The sequence below is a fragment of the Roseofilum capinflatum BLCC-M114 genome (assembly GCF_030068505.1).
Classification (GTDB): Bacteria; Cyanobacteriota; Cyanobacteriia; order Cyanobacteriales; family Desertifilaceae; genus Roseofilum; species Roseofilum capinflatum.
In genome coordinates, this window is the sequence record NZ_JAQOSO010000064.1 from 1 (window position 1) to 22,261 (window position 22,261).

Here is a 22,261-nt window from a genome sequence, read left to right on the forward strand (position 1 = left end):
AACCCCCTGCTTTTTAAGGGGGATTTTCCGCAAGCGGACATGAAAGGGGGATCAAAATGTACCGCAGAACAGCGAAAAATGCTGTATTTCCCCAATACTTCCTTAGTCATGCAATTTTTTCCGCATCTTTATATGAGGCATTCCCGCTTCTACAAACTCTTCCCCTTCTGGTATAAATCCAAGCTGATCGTAAAGAGATTGAACATAGAGTTGAGCCGTGATAATCACCTCATTAACCCCATAAGATTGAGTCAGTTCTAAGGCTTTCATCATTAATTTTCGCCCAATTCCTTGATCGCGAAACGGAGCTAAAACCGCCAACCGTTCAATTTTTGCGGTTTCAGCATTGAGCTGTCGTACCCTCGCGGTTCCCACGGGTTTAGATTCCAGATAAGCGAGGAGATGATCCGCTTGTTCATCTAAGCCATCAAACTCTAAACTCGGATCAACTTTTTGTTCGTTTTGAAACACTTCTATGCGAATAGAGGCGATCGCCTCCTCTTGTTCCCCATAAGAGACTCGCTCAATTACCACATTCATCTTCGATTGTTCCATCCCCTAAACCCTTCACCATAACGAGAAACATCATTGTAATATAGAGGGAAATGTCATTCTCCTTACAGGAGAAGAAATTATATTTGCGATCGCTTAAAATCAACCATAGCTAAACAGGTGCTTGCCTCAATTTGCTTTTAGAGAGATGTCCATGTCACAGTTAACTGCAACCGTTCCTCTAGCGGAGTTTTTGGCTCAATCAAATATTGAGTTGTCTCCAGCATGGGAATTAATTGAGGGGAGAGTCATTCAAAAACCCATGCCAACCCTCTTTCATTCACGCTTGCAACGTAATCTGGTCAATACCATCAACACTCGCGCCGATGGGTTGGAAGCCATTCAAGAATTACGCTGTATTATTCCACCTTACTCGCCTGTACCCGATATTGTGGTCATTGCTGCGGAACGACTTTCTGATGAGGATGGGCCATTCAATGGCGCTCCAGATTGGCTAATTGAAATTCGCTCCCCTGACCAAGGTACTTTAGACTTACAAAATAAGATCCTCCACTGTCTCAGTAACGGGACGCAACTCGCTTGGTTAATTGATTGCGAGTGTCAGCAGATTTGGGTTTGGGAAGGGGATAATTTACCCATTATTTATTCTGGTGCAGATGTTTTGCCGGATTATGGCCTCGATCTAGAACTCACTGTCAATCGCGTTTTAGACATGACTCGACAAAAATCCTGATGTGTTTTTTCCCATATTCCGCACAAAAAAGGGATTAGCGATCGCGAAAGGATTTGATATTAAATATATCGCGAAATATCCTCTTTACAATCATCTGCCAGATAGGACAAAGCGCGGAAACGCAAGCCCACCAACTGCTCATAAAGGGGATTTAACTTACACATGGGTGGAATATGGACAATTTTATGTCCAAACAGCTTAATATCCCGTTCAAAGGGACATTGGGGAGGAATCATTTTACAGAGGAACCTAGCCATATAAGGCGTATTAATATCTAACCCATCTAACCACTCGCGCACCGGATGCAAAACATCGCCTTCCGGAAAAGTCTCTTGCAACTTAGCAATCAGCGCTTGCCGTTTTTGTTCCGGTAAACTTTCTGAAGTAATCAATAAAAACTTCAGCACATCTAAGACTTCACTCGAAGGTTCTAAGGCCGCGCAATACTCTTGTAATACCCGATCTTCCTCTTCAGAATAAGTACCATTCGCCAACGCCATAATCACCCCAGTCCGCAGAAAATTCTCTGCCACTGAAGTTTGTCGCCCTAAAACTGCTGCTAATTCTTCACCCGTAATCGGTTTTAGGGAACCCAAATTAATATTACTCCCCAACTCATCTTTAATTAATTCAGCAATCAATTCTTTCTCCTCTGGATTATATTCACCATCCGCCCAAGCAATGGTCAGCAAGCCTCGTAACCAGGCAGTAATATGGCGGTTTAAGGTGCGAACTCGTTGACACAACAAGCGAATGATATTTAATCCCAACTCTGGATATTTCTCAATGGTTTTATAGAGATTTTTTTGAGATAATACCAAACATTTACACTCTTCCAGAGCAGTAACAGAAGCCGAATGAGATTGGGAATCTAGAACTGACATTTCGCCAAAATAGTCGCCCGGTTTGAAGTGAGCTAACCTCAGTCCGCCGATATGGACTTCCACTTCTCCAGATACGAGAATATAGAGATAAGAACCAATTTCATCTTGACGGAAAATAGTGTGACCGGCGGGAAATTCGATTTCTCCCAATTGACCTGCTATTTCAGCTAAGAAAACATCATCTTTAGCTTCAATATTACCAAAGAGAGGGATATCTTTCAGAAGTTCAAGAGACTGTGTAGAGATCATGATAAAACTTGCCGTTGTACCTGGTTATAAAAAATGTCTTCAGATGCTCCAAATAGGCGATTGAGTTTACGCACCCGTTGGCAAAGAACGTTAATCATTTTGATGGCTACTTTGGGCCGTTCTTTGATGGCTTGATAAACTTGTTCTTGGGTCAAAACCAAACATTGACAAGGGTCTAGGGTGGTCACGGAAGCCGATCGCGGCCGAGATTCAAAGATCGCCATTTCACCAAAATACGATCCGGGGCCAAGTTCGGCCAGTTGCACGTCATCAAAATGGACTTTGACCCGACCGGAAAAGAGAATATAGAGTAAGTCCCCGCGATCGCCTTGAGTAAAAATGGTATGGTCTGCGGGAAACTGCACCTCTTCTAGATGAGTCGCTAATTGTTCCATAAACTCTGTTTGAGCCAGATCCTGGAAGATCACCAGCTCGGTTAAAAATTTGAGTCGCTCTGCCACACTGAGTGTGAGGGTTGTGCGATCGCCTGTATCAGTCGCCATCAGCTTTGAAGGAATTGAAACTGCCTGCTTCTAAGCTACCATGTCGTCTAGGTTCTGAGCAGTAGGGAAAACATCCCAAGTCATGGGTTAAGCTTCTGGATCAGTAAATCGAATCGAAGTCCAATCTCAGCCCCAATCGGAATTTGCCGAGCGCATGTATATTTATAACTCTAGGCTCTTCGACACCTATCGTCGCCAAGTGGTCAGTTTAGCCGTCTTAGCCGACGAGCGAGCCTCCTGGAGACCCCATCGCTACAAACGAAAACTGTGGGGATGCAAGTCGAGCTTAAACTTTCCCATAGTCAAGCTTCTAGACTACAATATCAGTGAACTAGAGAGTGACCCAAACCCCTTTGCGGCCATAGTTCAAGCTCATAGAGCCGCTCAAGCCATGGGTGAAAACCCAGAAAATGGCTATCCAAACAAACTTAGGTTAGTCAAAAGCCTCTATGAACGAGGATTATCCCGCCAGGATATAGTAGAGCTATTTCGGCTCATCGACTGGCTGATGGAACTTCCAGAACCAGAAGAGCGGCGGTTATGGGCAGAAATGGAAACCTTAGAGAAGGAGAAAGTCATGCCTTACATTACCAGTATTGAACGCTTTGGAATTGAGAAAGGACGCGAAGAAGGACGCGCTGAGGGACAACAAGAAGCTATCCTTCGTATCTTGGCAGTCCGTTTTGTGGAGGTTCCAGCCGAGTTAAAAGAGCAAGTGAAGGCGATCGCCAACTTGGAAGTGCTGGCAGAACTGTTGACTCAAGCTGTAACAACCGAATCTTTGCCCTCTTTCCAAACCGTAGTGGATGAAATGGTTACCTCAGCACAAGAGCCAGATAACCCAGAAGAGTGATGTTTCTCTCCTCAATGATCTGATCCGGTTTAGAATGCGTTTAAAAACTGGTCAATCACAGCGACGGGTTGACTCGCACAGTGTAACTGGTCATAAATGCGGATCAGATCGTTTCCACCCAAGTTAAGGCTTCATCAACGGTCATTGGGGTAGACTAGCAAGCCATTCAGTTAAGTCCTGCTGTTGTTGGAAGTTAGGCATCGCTTCCATTAACCCTTGGAGTTGGGTAAATGAAAGATCATAAATTTTCTCTTCCGTCTCTGCTGCGATCGTGCCAATTTTCTGGCGTAACATCATTAAGACCGCTTCCTGGCGACCTTCTTGGCGACCTTGTTTAACCCCTTCCTTCATTCCTTTTTGCAGGATAAATTGATAGAAAGAAGAGTCTTCTAGCAAATCTTCGCGGAAGAGGTCTTGAATAATTTCCGGGTTGTGAATGAGTCCAGACATAATAGCAGTGCAGGCGATGATTTCTTTGCGTTGATTGGGGTCAGGAATTTTGCGCGTGGCCTCTGCTACCTGTTGTAGCAGATCTCGCGGCGTATTGCTACGGGTTAGAGGCGCGAGGGGGAGTAGAGCAGCATCACTGAGGAAAGGAGCAGGATCTTGTTCCCAAAGACGGAGGACGCGATATCTGTGAATGGTATTTTGGACTTGGAAGCGATCGACAAAGACTTCTGGTGAGTTGGTCTGTTTCAGGAAAATGACCACTTGCTCAATGGTACAGTGATATTTGCGATAAAGCCTGAGCCAATAGTCGATCATTCGCTCTGGTAAAGGGGGGTCAGCTTTAGGAACGCGCTCAAATTCCAGATGTAGAATAGTATCGGCAGCTTTGAGTAAAATTAGGGAGTCAGCACGAACCGGTTCAGTAGAGAGTTCTGTTTTAATGACTTGCACATTACTGGCGTTGACTTGGGGAAGCAGCCAACGGACAAAACTAATTGGGTTTTGGGTTGCCAGGAATTTACAGGTGTTGTCAAAAGCCACAATTTGAACGGAGATCTAAAGTTGAAGATTATCTATCATTCTACACTTACATTGGGTTAAGCTTCTCCATCAACAGCATACTCTTTCAGCAATTCTAATGGAATCACGGCTAAGGTGTTGAGGTGGGTAGCGGATAGAACTACGGGAGGGGCAACGCCAGCTTCGAGGGCTTCTTTCCAACGGGAGGCGCATAAACACCAGCGATCGCCACTTTTAAGCCCAGGAAAGCCATAGATCGGTACGGGGGTACTGAGGTCATTGCCCTGCTTGCGGGTATACTCTAGAAATTCGTCGGTCACCTTTGCACAAACCACATGCAGCCCGAAATCTCCCGGCCCGGTTTCACAATATCCGGTGCGATAATATCCCGTCATCGGATCGGTGCAGCAGGGTTGTAAGGGTTCACCGAATACATTTTTGGCTTCAGATTGAGTTTCAGACATGGGATGAAGATTCTGTTTTCCGTTTATTCTAATCTCTAGGAGAGGGTTTTAGATATATACCCCATTCAGCTACAATTTGAAAGATTGTGCCGTCAGAAGCGTTGATGAAAATTGCCACTTGGAATGTTAACTCGATTCGTACCCGACTGGATATTGTGCTGAATTGGCTGCGGGAGAACCCGGTGGATGTGTTGGGGTTGCAGGAAACAAAGGTGATTGACGATCTGTTTCCGCGATCGCCCTTTGAAGAAGCAGGATATCACGTTTATGTCTCCGGCCAGAAGTCCTATAATGGTGTTGCTCTGATTACGCGATCGCCCCTTTCCGATGTCAGTACCGGTTTTAGCCCCATTTTAGGCGCAGATCGGGTAGGAGAGTTTGACCAGCAAAAGCGCTTAATTACCGGCGTTTTAGATGACATTCGTATCATCACCGTTTATGTGCCCAATGGTGGCGACTTTGAGAGTGATAAATACTTCTATAAATTAGATTGGCTCTCCCTGCTACAAGATTATCTCGATCTCCTCCTGAAGCGCCATCCCCAAGGATTATGTATTAGTGGTGATTTTAACATTGTTCCCGAAGATCGAGATGTGCATTTTGAAGTCTCCCCCAATAGCCAAAAAACTGGCACGACAGCGAAGGAACGAGAAGCCTTGCAACGCATTCTCCAATTGGGATTAGCCGATGCTTTCCGTAAATTCAACCTAGAAGAAGGTCAATATACGTGGTGGGATTATCGCCAAAACTCCTTTAAGCGTCAGCGAGGTTGGCGCATCGATCATCACTATTTATCGGCTCCATTAGGCGATCGCGCTTCAAGATGTATCATTGATATCGAACCTCGACACTTACCCAAACCCAGCGATCATACACCGGTCATTGTCGAGTTTTAAGGCAATTACCTATTCCCTATTCCCCATTCCCTATTCCCTATTCCCTATTCCCCATTCCCTATTCCCTATTCCCCATTCCCCATTCCCCATTCCCCATTCCCTATTCCCTATTCCCTATGATCAAAATATTATTAGTAGACGATCAAAGCTTAGTGAGAGAAGGGTTATCGAGCCTCCTGCAAACCAAACCCGATATCGAAGTGATTGGAGATGCTGAAAATGGCAAAATTGCCCTCGAAAGAGCTACATCTTTACAACCGGATGTTGTATTGATGGATGTGCGAATGCCTGTCATGGATGGGGTTGCTGCGACTAAAGCACTTCAAGAACAGTGTCCCCAGATTAAAGTTTTAGTCTTAACTACTTTTGACGATGATGAGTATGTTACCCAAGCCGTTCGCTATGGTGCGAAAGGCTATTTATTAAAGGATACACCTTCAGCAGATTTAGCCGAAGCCATTCGCGCCGTTCATAAAGGCTACACCCATTTGGGGCCAGGATTATTAGAAAAAATGCTCGCCAGTCAACCCGAACCAGAGGTGAATCCCGCGCCACCAGAATTGCAACTGTTAACCCCAAGGGAACAGGAAGTATTAAAGCTTATTGGGGCTGGTTATAGTAACCGGGAAATTGCCAAAACTTTGTATATTTCCGAGCGCACAGTGAAAAACCATGTCGCGAATATTTTGAGTCGGCTCAATGTGCGCGATCGCACTCAAGCTGCTATCCTGATCAATACCAAGTTTTCCTAAGACTCCCTCATATAGCGAGTCTAAATGAGTTGTACAATAGCAGAAAGGGTTCTAAAATTTCATCACCTTGAGCAAGCATGAGTCATGTTAACTGAGTTTTTTGACCATCCAAGTGGACAGAGGTTGGAAGCCTAACTTATCATACAAGGCGATCGCCGGTGTATTCTGACAAAAGACTTGCAGGCTAATTTGCTGCTCTCCCCGCTCCTTCGCATAAGCTTCCGCTTGCTCCATAAGCGCCGATCCCAGACCTTGGCGGCGGTGTTCCGGTAAGATATAGAGGAGGAAAATATGGGTATGTTGCTGTCCATTCACCTGATCGACTGCGTTCCCCATCCATAAACAGCCAATGGGTTGAGAGCGGGGTGTCGAAGAGAGGAAGTCAGAAATTTGCGGATCTTCGACTTTCTCCACCCACCACAGGGGCGTTGTCTGAGCAAAGTGTAACTCGATCGCCTGATTTAAGTGGGAAAAATCTTGTCCGGGAAACAACTCCTGATAGGTTTTGTGCATAAAGCCAATCAGCATTTCCCGCTCCATTACCCATCCAGCGCGAATTCGATAGCCTGGAACCAATTCATTTTGTGCCATTTACAAAAGAGAAACTGATAGTCAAACTCCATCCTAGGGTAAAACTGTACCCTATTACCCTTGTGCCGCCCATTCATGTCCGTGAAGCTCGAAGGGCTATATGTTGTTTAAGCACATCTAAACGAGAAATATCCCAAGTATCAATATGGGAGCAAATTAAGCCATTTTCATTGATTTTGAGTTCGCTCGATCCAGGAATAGAAATACGGGGTTTCCAGGGAAGGGGAGTATTCCAGTGCAATGTCCATCGGGTATGAATGGTATTTCCATCTTGCTCGATGCCATGTAAGTCCATTTTGATATTCAGGAACCAGCGTTGCATGAAGGCGATCATCTGCTGATAGCGATCGCCTCCCCGAAACTCGGTCATTGGATCTTTAAAATACACATTTTTTGCGTAAATACCATAGGTTTGATTGAGCGGAAACCGTTCGTAGTCTGCCTTGAGAATATCGATTATTTCCATAAAACTAGGATTTTTCGCGGGTAATTAGGTAAAGGTTTTTTCCTTAAAATCAATAGAGTTCTCTGGCTGATTATACTATAAAATGACAAAAAATGACGGAGAAAAATTCACTTTTGTTGTGCATAGTCCCAACTAGAAACAGACAGGGTAAGCATTTTATGTCAGCAACAGCCAAAAACGGTCATTCGCTCTCTTGAGTGTTGTATAATTACAGAAAAATAGTATGCAATGAAAACCTAACCTCCGATCGCACAAACTCACTATGGTTGCCTTGTCTCCAGAACTGCAAGCTCGACTCTCTTCTCCCCTGAAAATTGGCACGGTAGAAGTCAACTCTAGGGTATTACAATCGCCCCTATCAGGGGTCACGGATTTGGTGTTTCGTCGCCTGGTGCGTCGTTATGCTCCCAGTTCCATGATGTATACGGAAATGGTGAAAGCTACCGGATTACATTATGTGCGGGAGTTGCCAAAGTTAATGGAGGTAGACCCCAACGAGCGCCCGATCAGTATTCAACTGTTTGACTGTCGCCCCGATTTTTTGGCAGAAGCGGCGCAAATGGCCGTGGAAGAAGGGGCCGATACGGTGGATATTAACATGGGCTGTCCCGTGAATAAGATTACTAAAAATGGGGGCGGGTCGTCCTTGTTACGGGAGCCGGAAGTAGCAGAGGCGATCTTTGTGAGTCAGTTCCTTTTATTTTGATTTTAAGTTTTTCAATCCATTAAGTAGATCTATTATATGCTTTTGGCCTCCATGTCTTATAGATTGGAATATCTGAGTTATCTCAAGTCCTCCTTTTATTAGATTTACAACGTCTTGTGTTTTTTCTTTTACATCAGCCCACTTCAATCCCCTTGTTTCGTCTTGCACAATCGTAGTTTCACTCTCACTAATATCTGAATCCTTTGGTGGTGGAGAGGATGTAGTTTGTCCTCCTGTCAGTAAATTGACCGCCGTTTTTATTGACTCACCCTTCGCAATCTTAATCGTCCTATTTTCATAACTAGAATCTCTTGTTTTTATAATAGTATGTGTTATCTTTGTTCCAGTATTGTTGGATCGAACCAGAATAATCAATAAAACGCATGATAGGATAACAAGTGCTATATCCCAACTAGATAGAGTAAAAGTATGTTCATCCATAATTAAGTGATGCAATGAAGCTATCGTCCAATTGAGGAAAGTGAGGACTTTACCTAAACACCATTGGCATGAGTTGACTATTACATGAAATAATAAAAGAACAATACCAGCTAGGCTCTGGGCAACAGAAGAGAGGAATTTTGTGGTTATTTTAATTCCTGTAAGAATAGCACTTGGAACAACATGCAATGCATTAATTAAGTGATGCAATGAATCGATTGTCCAATTGAGGAAAGTGAGGACTTTACTCAAACACCATTGGCATAAGCTAACTATTACATGAAATAATGCAAGAAGCAAGAAAAACATTAGCTAGGCTCCGGGCAACAGAAGAGAGGAATTTTGTGGTTATTTTAAATCACTGTAAGCATAGCACTTGGAACAACATGCAATGCATTAATTAAGTGATGCAATGAATCGATTGTCCACTTGAGGAAAGTGAGGACTTTACTCAAATACCATTGGCATAAATCATGTATACATTAGCCATTGTTGACTTTACCAATAGGCTCTTAGCCATCAGAAACTTGAGCTAATCACTCACCCAGACTTTTAAACTATAAGTCAACTTTGTTCCGGGTTCAAGCCAGTAATGAACTCCAACAGTAGATGAATTTTTCTGAGTATATTTAGCGTCTCCGCGACCCACACCAGGAATAGCAACTCTACCTTCAGTTAAAGGGATTGCGCTAACACTTTTGTTGAAATCAATTCTGGATATTTTGCCGTTACAGGGGAAATCATCATCTCCCTTTTTGCCGACCAACTTGGCTTCATAGGTCATGGATGTATTGACGGCTAGTCTTTCACTCATTGTTCGCTTGCTCAGAAACACTACACCCGACACTGACAGGACTATTATAGCAAAAGTTCCCAATCTTAAAATAGAATAGAAGTCTAGTGAAAACCCAAACCCTTATCCGACAAACTCACTATGGTTGCCTTGTCTCCAGAACTGCAAGCTCGACTCTCTTCTCCCCTGAAAATTGGCACGGTAGAAGTCAACTCTAGGGTATTACAATCGCCCCTATCAGGGGTCACGGATTTGGTGTTTCGTCGCCTGGTGCGTCGTTATGCTCCCAGTTCCATGATGTATACGGAAATGGTGAAAGCTACCGGATTACATTATGTGCGGGAGTTGCCAAAGTTAATGGAGGTAGACCCCAACGAGCGCCCGATCAGTATTCAACTGTTTGACTGTCGCCCCGATTTTTTGGCAGAAGCGGCGCAAATGGCCGTGGAAGAAGGGGCCGATACGGTGGATATTAACATGGGCTGTCCCGTGAATAAGATTACTAAAAATGGGGGCGGGTCGTCCTTGTTACGGGAGCCGGAAGTAGCAGAGGCGATCGTGCGGGAAGTGGTGGCAGCCGTGGAGGTGCCGGTGACGGTGAAAACGCGCATTGGCTGGTCAAATCAGGAAATTAATATTTTGGAGTTTGCCCAACGGATGCAGGATGCGGGGGCGAAAATGCTGACGCTCCATGGTCGGACTCGCGCCCAGGGGTATAATGGGCCGGCCCGTTGGGAATGGATCGCCAAGGTAAAGGAGATTTTGTCGATTCCGGTGATTGCCAATGGGGATATTTTTTCGGTAGAAGCGGCGGTGCGCTGTTTGCAGGAAACGAAAGCGGATGGGGTGATGTGTTCGCGGGGGACGTTGGGCTATCCGTTTTTGGTGGGAGAGATTGATTATTTTTTGAAGACGGGGGAAATTTTGCCGCAACCGACGGCGATCGCCCGTTTAGAATGTGCCAAGGAGCATTTGCGAGCTTTGTATGAGTATAAGGGCGATCGCGGCATTCGCCAGGCCCGCAAGCATATGACGTGGTACGCCAAAGAGTTCTACGGTGCAGGGGAGTTGCGGGGTAAATTGGCGCGGATAGAATCCGTGGAGGACGGGGTAACCTTATTAGAGGGGGCGATCGCCAAACTGATAGAATTAGACCTCGATCCAGCTCCTGTATCCGTGGGCTAGTTTTCTCCAGTTTCCGGGAGATCGGCCGCAGTAGTGTGTATTCTCAAGAATGGCATTTAGACAGGAATGTGGTTATGAAAGCGCTAAAAATGGTGGCTTTAGTCGGAGGAGTGGCGATCGCCACCGTAACCGGAGCAATGGTTGCCACCAACCCCAAATCCGCCAGCTATGAAGAATTTGCCTCCCAACAGTTAGTCGAATATCTACAAGAAAACGTTTGTGACAAAGCCAACCAAAACCTCGGCAACATCCTGCAACAATCTTGTGATAACTTCCTCCAAGAGGCTCGACCCCAACTGCAAAACATCATTGCCCAACGCACCGAACGCCAAGACTATATACTGTTTAGTATCTATCGAACTAACCTTTCCGTTGCCGCCTTTCTGCCTGCCTACGAATTTGAAACCCTAGGGGTTTTTTCCAATTTTCATATCTTAAAGGCAGAAGAAACCTCAGCCCCATAAAGTAACCTCCATTATCAGGATGCTCCCATGAGTTACTGTGTGAACCCCGACTGCAAATCCCCCAAAAATCCCGATAACGCTAAATTTTGCTCCAGTTGTGGCACATCCCTCTATCTCCGACAACGCTATCGACCCATTACCCAACTCGGTCAAGGGGGATTTGGTAAAACCTTTATTGCCATTGATGAAGATATTCCCTCCCAACCTTTTCGAGTCGTAAAACAACTCTACCTCAAAGGGTTTAGCGATCAAGTTATTCATAAAGCAAAACGCTTATTTCGCCAAGAAGCCGTTCGTCTTGATGAGCTAGGAAAACACGATCAAATTCCCAATTTACTCGCCCATTTTGAGCAAGATCAACAGCTCTATTTGGTGCAAGAATTTGTGGATGGCCCCACCCTCGCTCAGGAGCTGCAACAAAAAGGCGCGTATGAACCCGAAGACATTGAACAACTCCTGCGAGATATTTTACCCGTTTTACAGTTTGTCCATGACAATAAAGTAATTCATCGGGATATCAAACCCCAAAATATCATTCGCCGCAAAAGTGATAATTTACCCGTTTTAATTGATTTTGGCGTATCCAAATGGGTTTCTCAAACTACTTTAAACCAAACGGGAACTGTTGTTGGGAGCGCCGAATATATGCCTTTAGAACAGTTGCGAGGAAAAGTTTTTCCGTCCAGCGATTTATATAGTTTAGGGGCAACTTGTCTGCATTTATTAACCGGACTGCCTCCCTTAGAACTCTATGATATTGCCAATGAAAAATGGGTATGGCGGGATTATTTGTTGCCCGAAAAACGGGTTAATTTATATTTAGCAGAAACCCTCGATCGCATGGTCTCTCGGAACTTAAATCAACGTTTTCAATCTGTCTCGGAAGTCTTATCTGTATTATCCACTGCTCCGGGTTCCTTAACAGCCGTTCCTGCACCCAAACCCAAAACCCCTAAACCCCAAACCTCAACACCGCTTACCCCTCGTCCCGCTTCCAGTCGGACTGCGCTGAGTAACCAACCTACGGAAATCTCCACGGAAATCTCCACGAAAACCTTTAACCCTCTTCATGTGGTCAAAACTTGGGTCTTTGGCTCCTCAGAACTCTCAGCAGAATTAACGTCTGCTGTTGGTGTGGATTATACAAAGCTGCAAAACTTCCTGCAACTCAAACGCTGGAAAGCCGCCGATGAGGAAACTTGGAACTGTCTCCATCAAGCTGCCGGTAAACCCCTGAGTCGCTTTTTATCTCCCCGCGATCTTACTAAGATTCCCTGTGAAGATTTGCAGACTGTGGATCGACTGTGGCTAGAAGCGAGTGAGGGACGTTTTGGCTTGACGCTTCAGGTTCAAGTGTATCAACAGTCGGCAGAGGACTATTTTCAGTTCTGTCACACTGTAAAATGGCCCTTACGAGCCAGTGGCAATACGGAGGATTATATTAAGTATAAAAGTAATGCTGTGGTTGCTCACTTGCCCTCCCCCGCTCGCTTCAAGGGATCGGATTGGTCAAAGCATATGGAGGCGATCGCCTCTAAGTGTATTAGTTGTGGCTTAGTTTAGAATCTTCATTGAAAAGAGGTAGAAACTAATCCGGTTTCTGAATGGAGAAAATTTTCTTTAGCGCTATATTAGAATATTAGATCTGATCTCTATTGCACAAAAAAATAGACTAAAGCCCTTGAGCCATAATTTATGATTGCCATGATTCGGATGGGAAGTTGGAAACTCCGTTATTGGATTCTGGCAGGTTATGCAATTCCCCTGGTCGCGATCGCCCTCTCAACGATCTTAACCGCAATCAGCTTGAATGCGGTACATCAGCGTACCCATAGCTTAGAATTGTTTCATCGCATTGAATATCACATTGCCCAAATTTACACCGACGTTAAAGATATTTCCATCCTGACGCGAGGATATCTACTCTCCCAGGAATCTCAACTGCTCGATAGCATTATCAATTTGCGAGAGGTTTATACCAATGACTTGGATATCTTAGAAGAATTGATGGCGCAACAGGGACGCGAAGCAGAAGTGCAAGCAATTCGCCAGTCAATCCAGTCTCTGAGAATCGCGAATAATCAACTTTTAGAAGCAGCCCGTGGGGGTAATCTAGAGGAGGCGATCGTAGCCTGGCGAAGCGGAGTGGCACGTGGAGAAGCCGAACACTTATCTGAAGAGGTACACCGTTTATTTGAGCGTAATAATGATTTGACCGAACGTGCAACTCAGGAACAGGCTAAAGCTATTCAAAGACTTTCATTTTCAATTTGGGCGATCGCCTTTTCAGCCATATCCCTTTCCGTATTAGCCGCTTGGAGAACCTTCCAGAAAACAACCCGGCAAATGGATACATCAGCTCAGGCGATCGTCCATTCATCGGCGGCGATCGCAGAAACGGTAACAATACAAGAGCAAAACACCCAACAACAAGCCAGCTCCATTCGAGAAACTGATGTCACCATGGGAAATTTGCGCTCAAGCTCCCAACAGTCTGCTCAACAAGCTGCCTCTGCACAGACAGAAGCCGAGCAAGCCCGACAACTGGCCGAACGGGGGCGACAAGTGGTCATACACACCCTCACCCAGATGATGGAACTGCAAAAACAAGTCGCAGCCGTCACGGAAGATATTAACGGGTTACAAGAAAAAACCACACAAATCCAAACCATTTCCGATTTAGTCGGTGAATTAGCCGAACAAACCAATATGCTGGCCCTAAATGCCGCCGTAGAAGCGGTACGAGCAGGCGATCGCGGTCGTGGGTTTACCGTAGTTTCTGAAGCCATTCGCCAGCTTGCCGATCGCAGCAAAACATCGGCCTTAGAAATCAGTGCTTTGATTGCCGATATTCAAAAAACCACCGGTAACACTGCCCAAAGTGCCACAGCAAGCGCTCGATCTGCCCATTCCGGAGTCGAGAGTATGCAGGAAACAGCCGAAGTCTTTCAAGGCGTAACCCTTGCTGTAGAAACCATTGCCACCAACAGCCAGACCATTGCCATTCACCTACAGGAGCAGGTGGCTGCGATCGAACAAATTTCACTGGCAATGACCGATCTCAAACAAACCGCACAGCAGACCGTAGAAGGGATTCAGCAGGTTAAAGTAGGAACACAAGAATTAAATTCAGCCGCGATCGATCTACAAGCATTTGTCTGAATAAATCCAGAAATTGCCTAAGCTAAGTCATCCGGTTTTAAAAATGACCTTGATTGAGAACATTCTCCATGGATTGGATTTAGAGCGAGTTTTGGTAAGAATATTTAATTTTTCTTGAGGGATAGGTTGGTCAAAGGCTTTCAACGGTTAACTGTCCTGAACTTGTAGACTGATCTCTCGCTCACTGATTGGCTCAAGTGAACCAATAATCGCGAGGGAATGGGGGAATAGGGAAATAACATAGACCACGGCTGCCAATTATGAACTCATCTGACCGGTGTCTAATGTTTGATGACCTATAACCTACCCATTCCCCCTTAGCAGCACTCTATCCTTACTCTTCTTGAGGAATAAAGTTTAAGGCCGCTGAATTCATACAATAGCGTAACCCTGTGGGAGCTGGGCCATCAGGGAAGACATGGCCAAGATGGGCATCACAGGCAGCACAGAGAACTTCAGTGCGCTTCATGAAAAAGCTCCAATCATCTTTAGTCGCAATATGTTCTTTCTTGCTAGGGGCCCAAAAACTCGGCCAACCCGTACCCGAATCATATTTCGCCTCTGAAGTAAATAATTCTGTACCACAACAGATACATTGATAGGTTCCAGGTTGCTTGTTGTTATAGTAAGCACCGCTAAATGCCGGTTCTGTACCCTTTTTGCGGGTGACCTTAAATTGCTCCGGAGTCAATTGGGCCTTCCATTCGGCTTCTGATTTCGATATTTTTTCCACTGGCTTCACCATACAAGACAATAGAATTAAGATACCATCTATCGATAGAGGGCTGAAAGCTAGACTTATAAGGGATAGAGCCTGTAGAACAGCGTGAAAATTTAACCGCTTATCAAGGGTTCTGCTACGGACTTGGAGAAGGCGCGGGAGCAGGTGCTGGGGAGGGAGAAGGAGAAGGGGACGGAGAGGGGGATGGGGATGGGGATGGGGTCGTGCCTGGAGAGGGGGATGGGGTCGTTCCCGGTGTTGGGCTAGGTGTGGTTCCCGGTGTTGGTGTAGGAGCAGGAGCGGGAGACGGTGACGAATTATTGAGGTTCGTATCAACCGTAAAGACATCCGTTACATTATCTCGGAATTGTCGCCAAAACAGCATGAAGGTGAGAACATCTTGAAAGGGTTCGGTAATACGGGTCAGAGTTACGCTCAGTCTGGATAATAGGTTCCGATTGACGACGATAATATCATTATCTAGCAAGCGAATATTTTGGGATACATCCCCTAACATCACACTGCGAGCATTAATGATTTTGGTCACCACTCGTCCCTGTTCTTGGTCGAAGCGAATGACCCCCACTTTACTTAATCTAGCTTCTTCAAAATTGGGCCCGATCGCCGTAATCGCATCTGCAAAGGTACTGCCATTGGGCAAGGTAATTGTTCCCACATTATTGGTGGTATAGCGCACCACATCAATATTAATGCTCGCTTGGGATAAATTCGATTCTGCCGCTAACTGATGATCGTAGTCGAGATCGTGAAAGTCAATTTTCGGCACAATGATCACATCCCCATCTTCAATTCGTAGATCTTGAACTCGTTGCCCATATTTAAGGGGAGTGAGCAAATCTACAGAGGCTTCTAAGACGGAACCATCCACTAAAGTTCGACGAATAATAATATTTCGCAGGTCAGCCGACTGGGTAGCTCCACCTGCTAAAACGAGAGCATCTGATACTACAGGAAAAGGAGCAAAGCCTAGGGCATAGGCTCCGGGTTGCAACACTTCACCGGTAATAATCGCTTCTACAGCTCTACGATTACCCAGAGTAACCAAGACCTTGGGTTCAATAACAAATTGATTTAAGCCAAAGCGGATTTTTTCCTCTAGTTCAGGTAGGGTTAAGCCTTTTACTGCCAATCGTCCCATTAAGGGGACAATAATATTGCCTTCTAAATCTATCAAGGCTTGAAAATTGAGATCGGGAAAATTACTTACATTAACCGTAATTGAATCTCCGGGGCCTAGGCGGTAAACATCAAATTCTGGAGGAGGAGCGCTGGGGAATTCGTTATCGAGTTCCAGAATTTCCCCTCGGTTTCTCAATCTTTCTCGTGCGTCTTCCAACAGTTGATCCACCGAGGTCGGTTGATCTACATCAATGGGAGGGAGTTGTCCATTTGCCTGAGAAGGTAGGAACAATCCCATCCCTAATGTTAAACCAATGGTAATGTGAAAATGCCGAGAGTTAACCATAGAGAATTTATTGCCCAGGGGATTGATTGACACTCCCCGACCTAAAGGTACGGGGCTTTAAACCCAAATTTTCGGTAAAGACGGTTTCCATGAGGGTGGTTTGGATCGTTTGCACCAGAGACTGGGAAATGTCTTCAACGTCCTCTAGATCTCCTAGATGTTCCATCGGAATCATCATCGAAACGGCCATCCAAGGGGCCCGATCGCCTCGTGTTTGGGCCAGGCGATCGGCCATAAACCAGTTCACCGGAGCCGGATCGCCCCCAGTGGGCCAAGCGTACCATTGCACCAGAGCAAAGGTTTGAATCGGGTTCCAGCCGCGAAAAAACCGCGATCGCACCCTCACGTCTTGACCAGAGTCCGTATTCACCTGCCAAGTCTTCATTTGATAAGAATCGCTTTTCCAATCCCTAAAAATCTGTTGCACAAATCCATTCACATCGACCCATTCCACCCTCGGTTGATCGAGGTCAGAATTTTGGATTAACAACAACAGCATTACGGGTTCTTCCCAGTTTCCCTCAAGTTTCTGATAAGACCATCGATGGCCCCCCAGACGAATCTCCATCTGCTCGATGGTTTCCCAACCGGAAAGGGTTAATCCATTTTTACGGACTTCTCGCAACTGTTTTAAGGCCGCTACTTTGGGAGGAGATTGCCATTGCCACGATCCATTAAAGTATCCCGGAATAGCACCTAGGGCTAAAATGACCACCATAAAGCCAAGTAATACCCATAGAGGCCAAGACGGTTTTCCCGTTTTGGGGGGTGGCTGATCATTCATCGGAGTTGAGGGATTCAAGGGTTTCATCCGTTTCTTCTGAGTCTAAATAGTCATCACGATTAATCCAGTTCAACAGAAGCACCACCATGCCTAACATGCCTGCGGAATACAAGTCGCCGCCCCAACTTGCATGTAACCAATGAAACATAGAATCATTGCCTGTGCCATGAAAGTAGGTGAGTAGGGCATTACGGATAATATTGGCCACCACGCTAATGACCACCGATCCGGCTAATAGGGAGATGATTTTACGCTTCTGGGCGATCGCCCCCGTCCAGTAGAGTAGCATTAACGCTACATAGAGGCTGGTAAAGAGCATTTTCAATCCCGCACAGTGGGGAGCCACTTCCACCAGTCTGCCTCCAGTGGAGAGATAAATGCCGTCAACAGTGACATCCATTCCCACAATACCAGAGAGGATAAATCCTGCCATGGTAGAAATAAAGCTTTGTAAGGGGAGAATATAAGGCTCGATTAAATAAGGAACTTCTGTCGGTGTGGCCAGGGCGACTAAAATTAGGGGAAAGGTTTGTAATTGTAAACCTGGTATGCCTTTTAACCACAGACAGACCCCAATCAGCATCAGGGGAAAGGAGAGGTTGACTAAATCGGGTAATCCGGTAATGTACAAGACTCCACCGAGTCCCAGGAAAAAGCCCCCTAGGGGGTGGAAAGTGTCAGGTAGTTGTGCCCATTGCTGCCGTTTTTCCCAGAAGGCAATATAGGTAGCAAAGGGTAAGCCAATTAACCCATGGCTAAAATATTCATGTTCAATACTAATGCTTTTATTAATCCAGCCGTCACACCAATGAACAATTAAGGGCGCATACAGAAGGATAAAGAGGGCTAGGAGGGCATAGTTCACCCAAGATTTGGGGATAGAACTGGGAAAGGAAGAGGGTTGAGTCATGGCTGTCAGATCGAGAGGGGTTTACTGATGGATACATGCAGCGATCGCCTCAACGACTCGCTGAATTTGTTCTGAAGTTATCCCTGGAAACATGGGTAGGGAAAGGATAGATTCACACAGGTATTCGGCTTCGGGAAAGTCTCCCGCATGATAACCCAGATGGGCGTAAGCGGGTTGGAGATGGCAGGGAACGGGATAGTGGATACCGGTTTGGATGTTGGCTGATTGCAGTTTTTCTTGGAGGGTATCCCGGTTGATGGCACAGTGTTCTAAGAGGCGAATTACATAGAGATGGTACACATGGCCGGTGTCGCTGAAGTTGGTAATAGGTACGATTCCGGATTCAGCTAAGGGAGCGAGCAGGCGATCGTATTCCTGGGCAGCTTGATTGCGCTGTTGGTTCCAGGTGGCTAGGTGGGGTAACTTGACGTTCAGAATTGCGGCTTGAAGGGTGTCTAAACGGCTATTGGTTCCCAGCTCTGTGTGGTAATACTTGCGTGGCGCTCCGTAGTTTCTCAGGGTCTTCATGTGGGCGGCCACGTCTGGATCGTTGGTTAAGACCATGCCCCCATCTCCAAATGCGCCCAGATTTTTACTGGGATAAAAGCTATAGGCCGCGGCTTTGCCGACAGAGCCTGCCCTATAGCCTTCTCGATGGGCCAGATGCGCTTGAGCGGCATCTTCAAAGATAAACAGGTTATGGGCTTGGGCAAAGTCTAGGAGTGCTTGGGGGGAGACCATTTGACCGTAGAGATGAACGGGGAGAATGGCTTTGGTTTTGGCGGTGACGAGCTTTTCGGCAGCTTCGAGATCGATCAGGGCACTTTGGGGGTCACAGTTGGCTAAAATGGGGGTTGCTCCTGAGTGGATAACCCCGATGAGGGTGGCGATGAAGGTGTTGGCCGGTAAGATGATTTCGTCTCCGGGTTGAATGCCACAGGCTTTTAGGCCGAGGGCGATCGCATCGGTTCCACAAGCGACTCCAATACCGTGGTTGACCCCCGATTTTTTGGCAAAGGCGGCTTCAAAATCTTTGACCGCTTGACCCATGATAAAGTCGCCTTGTCGCAAGACGGCTAACATGGCTTCATCAAACTCAGTTTTTAGGGGTTGATGTTGGATCGAGAGATCCACAAAGGGAATGGTTGTCGAGGATGGGTTCATTCGCTAATGACGATCGCAAGTTTAATCTTTTTCGAGTTTGGCATTAAGGCATAGAAAGTGGCAAATCCCTGACGTGGGTTAGGTGTTGATCTGAAAGTTTATCGTTCTGGGGAGAGTATTGTATGGACTATAAAACGGCCTGTGAGTTTGCGATCGCCCAAGGGTTACCCACCGGCGAAAATCCCGATGCCTTTTTGCTGCGCCTGCGATCGGGAGAGCCACCGGTTCCCGGACAGGTCACGTCTTTATTGTTAGCACTCAGTATTATTGCTGAACAATCCCAGGAAGAGCAACTCTTAGATCGGCGCTTGGTTTGTGCCCTACATCTGTTAGCCATGGATAGTCGCCAAGCCTTTATGCAATATAAACAAGCGGGTGTTATTTGGCCGCCGTTGCTCGATCAGGATCTGAGTCGGATCGCGATCGCCGTGCGGAAAGTCTTTGCCCCAAAACAGGCGATCGCCTTGAAACCTGCCCCATAAAGGCAATTTCCCCAGCAAAAGATTCACTTATTGTTAACCTAATTTTCACTAAATCTTGATGGAAAACATCAGGATCTATGCTATTTCGATCCCTTCCCCACACAACCGAGATCACCCCCGACCAGTGATCGACATAACAAAGCTTAAACAATCGACAAATTTCTTTAATTTCTGCTACCATTAAAAGTAGCGCTCTCTAATAGGTGTTAAGCAGAAAATTGAACTATCCTCCCTTAACTGGATACCCCTGGCAAGGCTTGTGGTATCTAGAAATAAAACTCAAGCGTAGACGTAAATGTGACCCCACAATCTCCTGGGTGGATAGCTGTGAACCCCCTAGTTTGATTTGACCGGTCTGTAACTGCTAGGTTTGCCCCCATCTCAACTCTAGGGTCAAACTGGGCCGGTCAATTAGATTGCATAAGCTCAGGGAATAACCTCAATAGGCAAAATCCCAAGCAATAGAGTGCAATCTAGCAACTTAGAACTCTAACTTTATACCCATACCAAAATTCCTAAAACCCCAGGAATGAGAACTCAGAGCAGGCTAGAACTCTATCTTTAGCACTGTAAGACTGAGTAACTCTGTGATGCTTAAAATCAAGCCCTGAAACGGATAACAAGTCCTCCCAAAATTGGGTGGATGAGTGCATCTATTCTCGAACTATCAGTTCAAGAAGCACAGGGAATCCTAGTCTCATAAAACCGATTTAGAACATAGGAGAAACCCTCATGTCTCGCTTACTCAAACACAAAATTGCTCCTGCACCTTTACCCACAGAAATTAGTGTCGTCGATCTGATTGATGGCTACTTTACCGCCTACAATTCAGCCCGACTGCGGGAAATTTGCCACCTGCTCACCCAGAAAGTAATGCAACCGGGGGTAACCGTTGGTGTCAGTCTTTCCGGAGCCATGACTCCCGCCGGATTTGGAGTCGGTATTTTAGCTCCCCTGATGCGTCAAGGGTATATCGATTGGATGATTAGCACCGGAGCCAATTTATATCACGATCTCCATTATGGTTTGGGCATGAGCCTCTATGCAGGCAGTCCCTTCTTAGATGATGTGAAATTGCGAGAAGAGGGACATATTCGCATCTATGACATCGTTTTCGACTATGATGTTTTGTTAGAAACCGATGCCTTTATCCGCCAAACTTTGAAAGCGCCCGAATTCCAAAAACGGATGGGAACGGCTGAATTTCATTATCATTTGGGGCGGTATATCTGGGAAATTGAACAGCGTTTAGGCATTGAAAATCCTTGCTTACTCTCGACAGCCTATGAATGTGGGGTTCCCATCTATACTTCTTCTCCTGGAGATAGTTCTATCGGTATGAATGTGGCAGCTCTAGCTTTAGAAGGATCGGAGTTAATACTCGATCCCAGCATTGATGTGAACGAAACCGCAGCCATTGTCTATGGCGCTCGCAATTCCGGTATTTCAGATGTTCTAGGCAGAAGCGCCGCGTTGATGATTGGTGGCGGTTCGCCGAAAAACTTCCTGCTGCAAACCCAACCGCAGATTCATGAAGTTTTAGGCTTAGAAGAGCGGGGTCATGATTATTTTATCCAAATTACCGATGCTCGTCCCGATACCGGTGGATTATCGGGGGCAACACCTTCGGAAGCAGTGAGTTGGGGGAAAGTCGATCCGAATGAATTGCCCAATAGTATTGTTTGCTATACCGATAGCACGATCGCCTTACCCTTGATTAGCTCCTATGTGAGTAAACAATCTACACCTCGCCCCCTGAAACGACTGTACGATCGCCGTCAGGAACTGTTAGACCACCTGAAAGCCGATTATCAGGCGCAACAAAAGGCTCCTGGAATGGCGAAACCGAAAGAAATGAGTGCTTCTGCTCCAGTAGCTACTTATCCTTGCGGCACTCCTATCCGTAAATAACGTCACTCTTTAAAGAATAACCTTTTCTTCACCCTAGTCCTTCTCTAGACAATAGAGAAGGATTTTTTTTGGGCACGTAGCACTATAGCGGGGGAATGATACAGCGCTTCGCGCTGTGATGGTATACAGTCTTAAAGGCTCAAAGCCATGTACCACAACCCTATTCCCTATTCCCTATT

At 45.9% G+C, this 22,261-nt stretch carries 24 protein-coding genes and 2 pseudogenes; 11 read left to right on the top strand and 15 right to left on the bottom strand.

Annotation, left to right across the window (positions count from 1 at the left end; all coding sequences use genetic code 11):
• Positions 1 to 102: 102 nt before the first annotated feature.
• On the bottom strand, positions 103 to 555 hold the full coding sequence (locus PMG25_RS11590) for a GNAT family N-acetyltransferase (RefSeq protein WP_283767061.1): 453 nt from the start codon (positions 553 to 555) through the stop codon (positions 103 to 105).
• 151 nt (positions 556 to 706) lie between these two features.
• Here PMG25_RS11590 and PMG25_RS11595 point away from each other — a divergent pair, with 151 nt between their 5' ends.
• Positions 707 to 1,246: a Uma2 family endonuclease gene (locus tag PMG25_RS11595; RefSeq protein ID WP_283767062.1), complete on the top strand. Its 540-nt coding sequence runs from the start codon at positions 707 to 709 to the stop codon at positions 1,244 to 1,246.
• A 59-nt stretch (positions 1,247 to 1,305) separates the two neighbouring features.
• Here PMG25_RS11595 and PMG25_RS24460 read toward each other — a convergent pair whose 3' ends face one another.
• The 3 genes and pseudogenes from PMG25_RS24460 to PMG25_RS11605 all read right to left on the bottom strand — a co-directional run bounded on the left by PMG25_RS24460 (position 1,306) and on the right by PMG25_RS11605 (position 2,882).
• On the bottom strand, positions 1,306 to 1,995 hold the full coding sequence (locus tag PMG25_RS24460; protein ID WP_347178816.1) for a Mo-dependent nitrogenase C-terminal domain-containing protein: 690 nt from the start codon (positions 1,993 to 1,995) through the stop codon (positions 1,306 to 1,308).
• Positions 1,996 to 2,034: 39 nt separating this feature from the next.
• Positions 2,035 to 2,379 (bottom strand): annotated as a pseudogene (locus PMG25_RS24465) (cyclic nucleotide-binding domain-containing protein); the annotation flags it as partial.
• Entirely contained in the window at positions 2,376 to 2,882 is a 507-nt protein-coding gene (locus PMG25_RS11605; RefSeq protein WP_283767064.1) for a cyclic nucleotide-binding domain-containing protein, read from the bottom strand. The gene PMG25_RS11605 and the pseudogene PMG25_RS24465, both read right to left, overlap by 4 nt.
• A gap of 154 nt (positions 2,883 to 3,036) precedes the next feature.
• On the opposite strand from PMG25_RS11605, the gene PMG25_RS11610 reads away from it, so the two are divergent.
• Positions 3,037 to 3,735, top strand: a complete 699-nt coding sequence (locus PMG25_RS11610) for an RpnC/YadD family protein (protein WP_283767065.1) — start codon at positions 3,037 to 3,039, stop codon at positions 3,733 to 3,735.
• A 141-nt stretch (positions 3,736 to 3,876) separates the two neighbouring features.
• Here the strand turns inward: PMG25_RS11610 and PMG25_RS11615 are convergent, their stop codons facing one another.
• Both PMG25_RS11615 and PMG25_RS11620 read right to left on the bottom strand, forming a co-directional pair.
• Positions 3,877 to 4,725 (bottom strand): Rpn family recombination-promoting nuclease/putative transposase, encoded by an 849-nt coding sequence (locus PMG25_RS11615; RefSeq protein WP_283767066.1) that lies wholly within the window; start codon positions 4,723 to 4,725, stop codon positions 3,877 to 3,879.
• 56 nt (positions 4,726 to 4,781) lie between these two features.
• Positions 4,782 to 5,168: a DUF2237 family protein gene (locus tag PMG25_RS11620; protein ID WP_283767067.1), complete on the bottom strand. Its 387-nt coding sequence runs from the start codon at positions 5,166 to 5,168 to the stop codon at positions 4,782 to 4,784.
• Positions 5,169 to 5,272: 104 nt separating this feature from the next.
• On the opposite strand from PMG25_RS11620, the gene xth reads away from it, so the two are divergent.
• Both xth and PMG25_RS11630 read left to right on the top strand, forming a co-directional pair.
• Positions 5,273 to 6,064 carry an exodeoxyribonuclease III gene (xth, locus tag PMG25_RS11625; RefSeq protein WP_283767068.1) on the top strand — a complete coding sequence of 264 codons (792 nt, stop codon included), beginning with the start codon at positions 5,273 to 5,275 and terminating at the stop codon, positions 6,062 to 6,064.
• 116 nt (positions 6,065 to 6,180) lie between these two features.
• Positions 6,181 to 6,816 (top strand): response regulator, encoded by a 636-nt coding sequence (locus PMG25_RS11630; protein ID WP_283767069.1) that lies wholly within the window; start codon positions 6,181 to 6,183, stop codon positions 6,814 to 6,816.
• A gap of 87 nt (positions 6,817 to 6,903) precedes the next feature.
• Here the strand turns inward: PMG25_RS11630 and PMG25_RS11635 are convergent, their stop codons facing one another.
• On the bottom strand, positions 6,904 to 7,407 hold the full coding sequence (locus tag PMG25_RS11635) for a GNAT family N-acetyltransferase (RefSeq protein ID WP_283767070.1): 504 nt from the start codon (positions 7,405 to 7,407) through the stop codon (positions 6,904 to 6,906).
• 73 nt (positions 7,408 to 7,480) lie between these two features.
• Positions 7,481 to 7,873, bottom strand: coding sequence for a C6orf136 family protein (locus PMG25_RS11640; RefSeq protein WP_283767071.1), 393 nt, complete (start codon positions 7,871 to 7,873; stop codon positions 7,481 to 7,483).
• Positions 7,874 to 8,135: 262 nt separating this feature from the next.
• Here PMG25_RS11640 and PMG25_RS11645 point away from each other — a divergent pair.
• Positions 8,136 to 8,552: pseudogene (locus PMG25_RS11645) on the top strand (tRNA-dihydrouridine synthase); the annotation flags it as partial.
• Between the two features lie 18 nt (positions 8,553 to 8,570).
• Here PMG25_RS11645 and PMG25_RS11650 read toward each other — a convergent pair.
• Both PMG25_RS11650 and PMG25_RS11655 read right to left on the bottom strand, forming a co-directional pair.
• Positions 8,571 to 9,230, bottom strand: coding sequence for a hypothetical protein (locus PMG25_RS11650; protein WP_283767073.1), 660 nt, complete (start codon positions 9,228 to 9,230; stop codon positions 8,571 to 8,573).
• 322 nt (positions 9,231 to 9,552) lie between these two features.
• Positions 9,553 to 9,804, bottom strand: a complete 252-nt coding sequence (locus PMG25_RS11655) for a hypothetical protein (RefSeq protein ID WP_283767074.1) — start codon at positions 9,802 to 9,804, stop codon at positions 9,553 to 9,555.
• Positions 9,805 to 9,954: 150 nt separating this feature from the next.
• Between PMG25_RS11655 and dusB the strand changes: the two genes are divergently transcribed.
• The 4 genes from dusB (at position 9,955) to PMG25_RS11675 (ending at position 14,624) form a co-directional block, all read left to right on the top strand.
• Entirely contained in the window at positions 9,955 to 10,998 is a 1,044-nt protein-coding gene (gene dusB / locus PMG25_RS11660) for a tRNA dihydrouridine synthase DusB (RefSeq protein ID WP_283767075.1), read from the top strand.
• 74 nt (positions 10,999 to 11,072) lie between these two features.
• The gene (locus tag PMG25_RS11665) at positions 11,073 to 11,462 is read left to right on the top strand and encodes a DUF4359 domain-containing protein (RefSeq protein ID WP_283767076.1); all 390 of its coding nucleotides are present in this window, start codon (positions 11,073 to 11,075) and stop codon (positions 11,460 to 11,462) included.
• A gap of 27 nt (positions 11,463 to 11,489) precedes the next feature.
• Positions 11,490 to 13,025, top strand: a complete 1,536-nt coding sequence (locus PMG25_RS11670) for a protein kinase domain-containing protein (protein ID WP_283767077.1) — start codon at positions 11,490 to 11,492, stop codon at positions 13,023 to 13,025.
• A gap of 132 nt (positions 13,026 to 13,157) precedes the next feature.
• The gene (locus PMG25_RS11675) at positions 13,158 to 14,624 is read left to right on the top strand and encodes a methyl-accepting chemotaxis protein (RefSeq protein WP_283767078.1); all 1,467 of its coding nucleotides are present in this window, start codon (positions 13,158 to 13,160) and stop codon (positions 14,622 to 14,624) included.
• Positions 14,625 to 14,958: 334 nt separating this feature from the next.
• On the opposite strand, the gene msrB is transcribed toward PMG25_RS11675, so the two are convergent.
• From msrB to PMG25_RS11700, 5 genes are all read right to left on the bottom strand, one after another.
• Entirely contained in the window at positions 14,959 to 15,369 is a 411-nt protein-coding gene (gene msrB / locus PMG25_RS11680; RefSeq protein ID WP_283767079.1) for a peptide-methionine (R)-S-oxide reductase MsrB, read from the bottom strand.
• Between the two features lie 112 nt (positions 15,370 to 15,481).
• The gene (locus PMG25_RS11685) at positions 15,482 to 16,831 is read right to left on the bottom strand and encodes a polysaccharide biosynthesis/export family protein (protein ID WP_283767080.1); all 1,350 of its coding nucleotides are present in this window, start codon (positions 16,829 to 16,831) and stop codon (positions 15,482 to 15,484) included.
• A 7-nt stretch (positions 16,832 to 16,838) separates the two neighbouring features.
• Positions 16,839 to 17,615, bottom strand: coding sequence for a cyanoexosortase B system-associated protein (locus PMG25_RS11690; protein ID WP_283767081.1), 777 nt, complete (start codon positions 17,613 to 17,615; stop codon positions 16,839 to 16,841).
• Positions 17,608 to 18,525, bottom strand: a complete 918-nt coding sequence (crtB, locus tag PMG25_RS11695; protein WP_283767082.1) for a cyanoexosortase B — start codon at positions 18,523 to 18,525, stop codon at positions 17,608 to 17,610. The genes PMG25_RS11690 and crtB overlap by 8 nt, the downstream gene beginning before the upstream one ends.
• Positions 18,526 to 18,546: 21 nt before the next feature.
• Positions 18,547 to 19,689, bottom strand: a complete 1,143-nt coding sequence (locus PMG25_RS11700; RefSeq protein ID WP_283767083.1) for a DegT/DnrJ/EryC1/StrS family aminotransferase — start codon at positions 19,687 to 19,689, stop codon at positions 18,547 to 18,549.
• Positions 19,690 to 19,811: 122 nt separating this feature from the next.
• Here PMG25_RS11700 and PMG25_RS11705 point away from each other — a divergent pair, with 122 nt between their 5' ends.
• Positions 19,812 to 20,171: a Dethiobiotin synthetase gene (locus tag PMG25_RS11705; protein WP_283767084.1), complete on the top strand. Its 360-nt coding sequence runs from the start codon at positions 19,812 to 19,814 to the stop codon at positions 20,169 to 20,171.
• A gap of 732 nt (positions 20,172 to 20,903) precedes the next feature.
• Positions 20,904 to 22,082, top strand: coding sequence for a homospermidine biosynthesis protein (locus PMG25_RS11710; RefSeq protein ID WP_283767085.1), 1,179 nt, complete (start codon positions 20,904 to 20,906; stop codon positions 22,080 to 22,082).
• Positions 22,083 to 22,261 lie beyond the last annotated feature (179 nt).

What these genes read in the sequence shown, in the direction of transcription:
- PMG25_RS11640 (WP_283767071.1), bottom strand. Translation starts at nt 7,873, where the DNA reads ATGGAAATAATCGATATTCTCAAGGCAGACTACGAACGGTTTCCGCTC.
- xth (WP_283767068.1), top strand. Translation starts at nt 5,273, where the DNA reads ATGAAAATTGCCACTTGGAATGTTAACTCGATTCGTACCCGACTGGAT.
- crtB (WP_283767082.1), bottom strand. Translation starts at nt 18,525, where the DNA reads ATGACTCAACCCTCTTCCTTTCCCAGTTCTATCCCCAAATCTTGGGTG.
- PMG25_RS11610 (WP_283767065.1), top strand. Translation starts at nt 3,037, where the DNA reads ATGTATATTTATAACTCTAGGCTCTTCGACACCTATCGTCGCCAAGTG.
- PMG25_RS11605 (WP_283767064.1), bottom strand. Translation starts at nt 2,882, where the DNA reads ATGGCGACTGATACAGGCGATCGCACAACCCTCACACTCAGTGTGGCA.
- PMG25_RS11620 (WP_283767067.1), bottom strand. Translation starts at nt 5,168, where the DNA reads ATGTCTGAAACTCAATCTGAAGCCAAAAATGTATTCGGTGAACCCTTA.
- PMG25_RS11700 (WP_283767083.1), bottom strand. Translation starts at nt 19,689, where the DNA reads ATGAACCCATCCTCGACAACCATTCCCTTTGTGGATCTCTCGATCCAA.
- PMG25_RS11630 (WP_283767069.1), top strand. Translation starts at nt 6,181, where the DNA reads ATGATCAAAATATTATTAGTAGACGATCAAAGCTTAGTGAGAGAAGGG.
- PMG25_RS11590 (WP_283767061.1), bottom strand. Translation starts at nt 555, where the DNA reads ATGGAACAATCGAAGATGAATGTGGTAATTGAGCGAGTCTCTTATGGG.
- PMG25_RS11710 (WP_283767085.1), top strand. Translation starts at nt 20,904, where the DNA reads ATGTCTCGCTTACTCAAACACAAAATTGCTCCTGCACCTTTACCCACA.
- PMG25_RS11670 (WP_283767077.1), top strand. Translation starts at nt 11,490, where the DNA reads ATGAGTTACTGTGTGAACCCCGACTGCAAATCCCCCAAAAATCCCGAT.
- PMG25_RS11690 (WP_283767081.1), bottom strand. Translation starts at nt 17,615, where the DNA reads ATGAATGATCAGCCACCCCCCAAAACGGGAAAACCGTCTTGGCCTCTA.
- PMG25_RS11685 (WP_283767080.1), bottom strand. Translation starts at nt 16,831, where the DNA reads ATGGTTAACTCTCGGCATTTTCACATTACCATTGGTTTAACATTAGGG.
- PMG25_RS11655 (WP_283767074.1), bottom strand. Translation starts at nt 9,804, where the DNA reads ATGACCTATGAAGCCAAGTTGGTCGGCAAAAAGGGAGATGATGATTTC.
- PMG25_RS11665 (WP_283767076.1), top strand. Translation starts at nt 11,073, where the DNA reads ATGAAAGCGCTAAAAATGGTGGCTTTAGTCGGAGGAGTGGCGATCGCC.
- PMG25_RS11595 (WP_283767062.1), top strand. Translation starts at nt 707, where the DNA reads ATGTCACAGTTAACTGCAACCGTTCCTCTAGCGGAGTTTTTGGCTCAA.
- PMG25_RS11675 (WP_283767078.1), top strand. Translation starts at nt 13,158, where the DNA reads ATGATTGCCATGATTCGGATGGGAAGTTGGAAACTCCGTTATTGGATT.
- PMG25_RS11705 (WP_283767084.1), top strand. Translation starts at nt 19,812, where the DNA reads ATGGACTATAAAACGGCCTGTGAGTTTGCGATCGCCCAAGGGTTACCC.
- msrB (WP_283767079.1), bottom strand. Translation starts at nt 15,369, where the DNA reads ATGGTGAAGCCAGTGGAAAAAATATCGAAATCAGAAGCCGAATGGAAG.
- dusB (WP_283767075.1), top strand. Translation starts at nt 9,955, where the DNA reads ATGGTTGCCTTGTCTCCAGAACTGCAAGCTCGACTCTCTTCTCCCCTG.
- PMG25_RS11635 (WP_283767070.1), bottom strand. Translation starts at nt 7,407, where the DNA reads ATGGCACAAAATGAATTGGTTCCAGGCTATCGAATTCGCGCTGGATGG.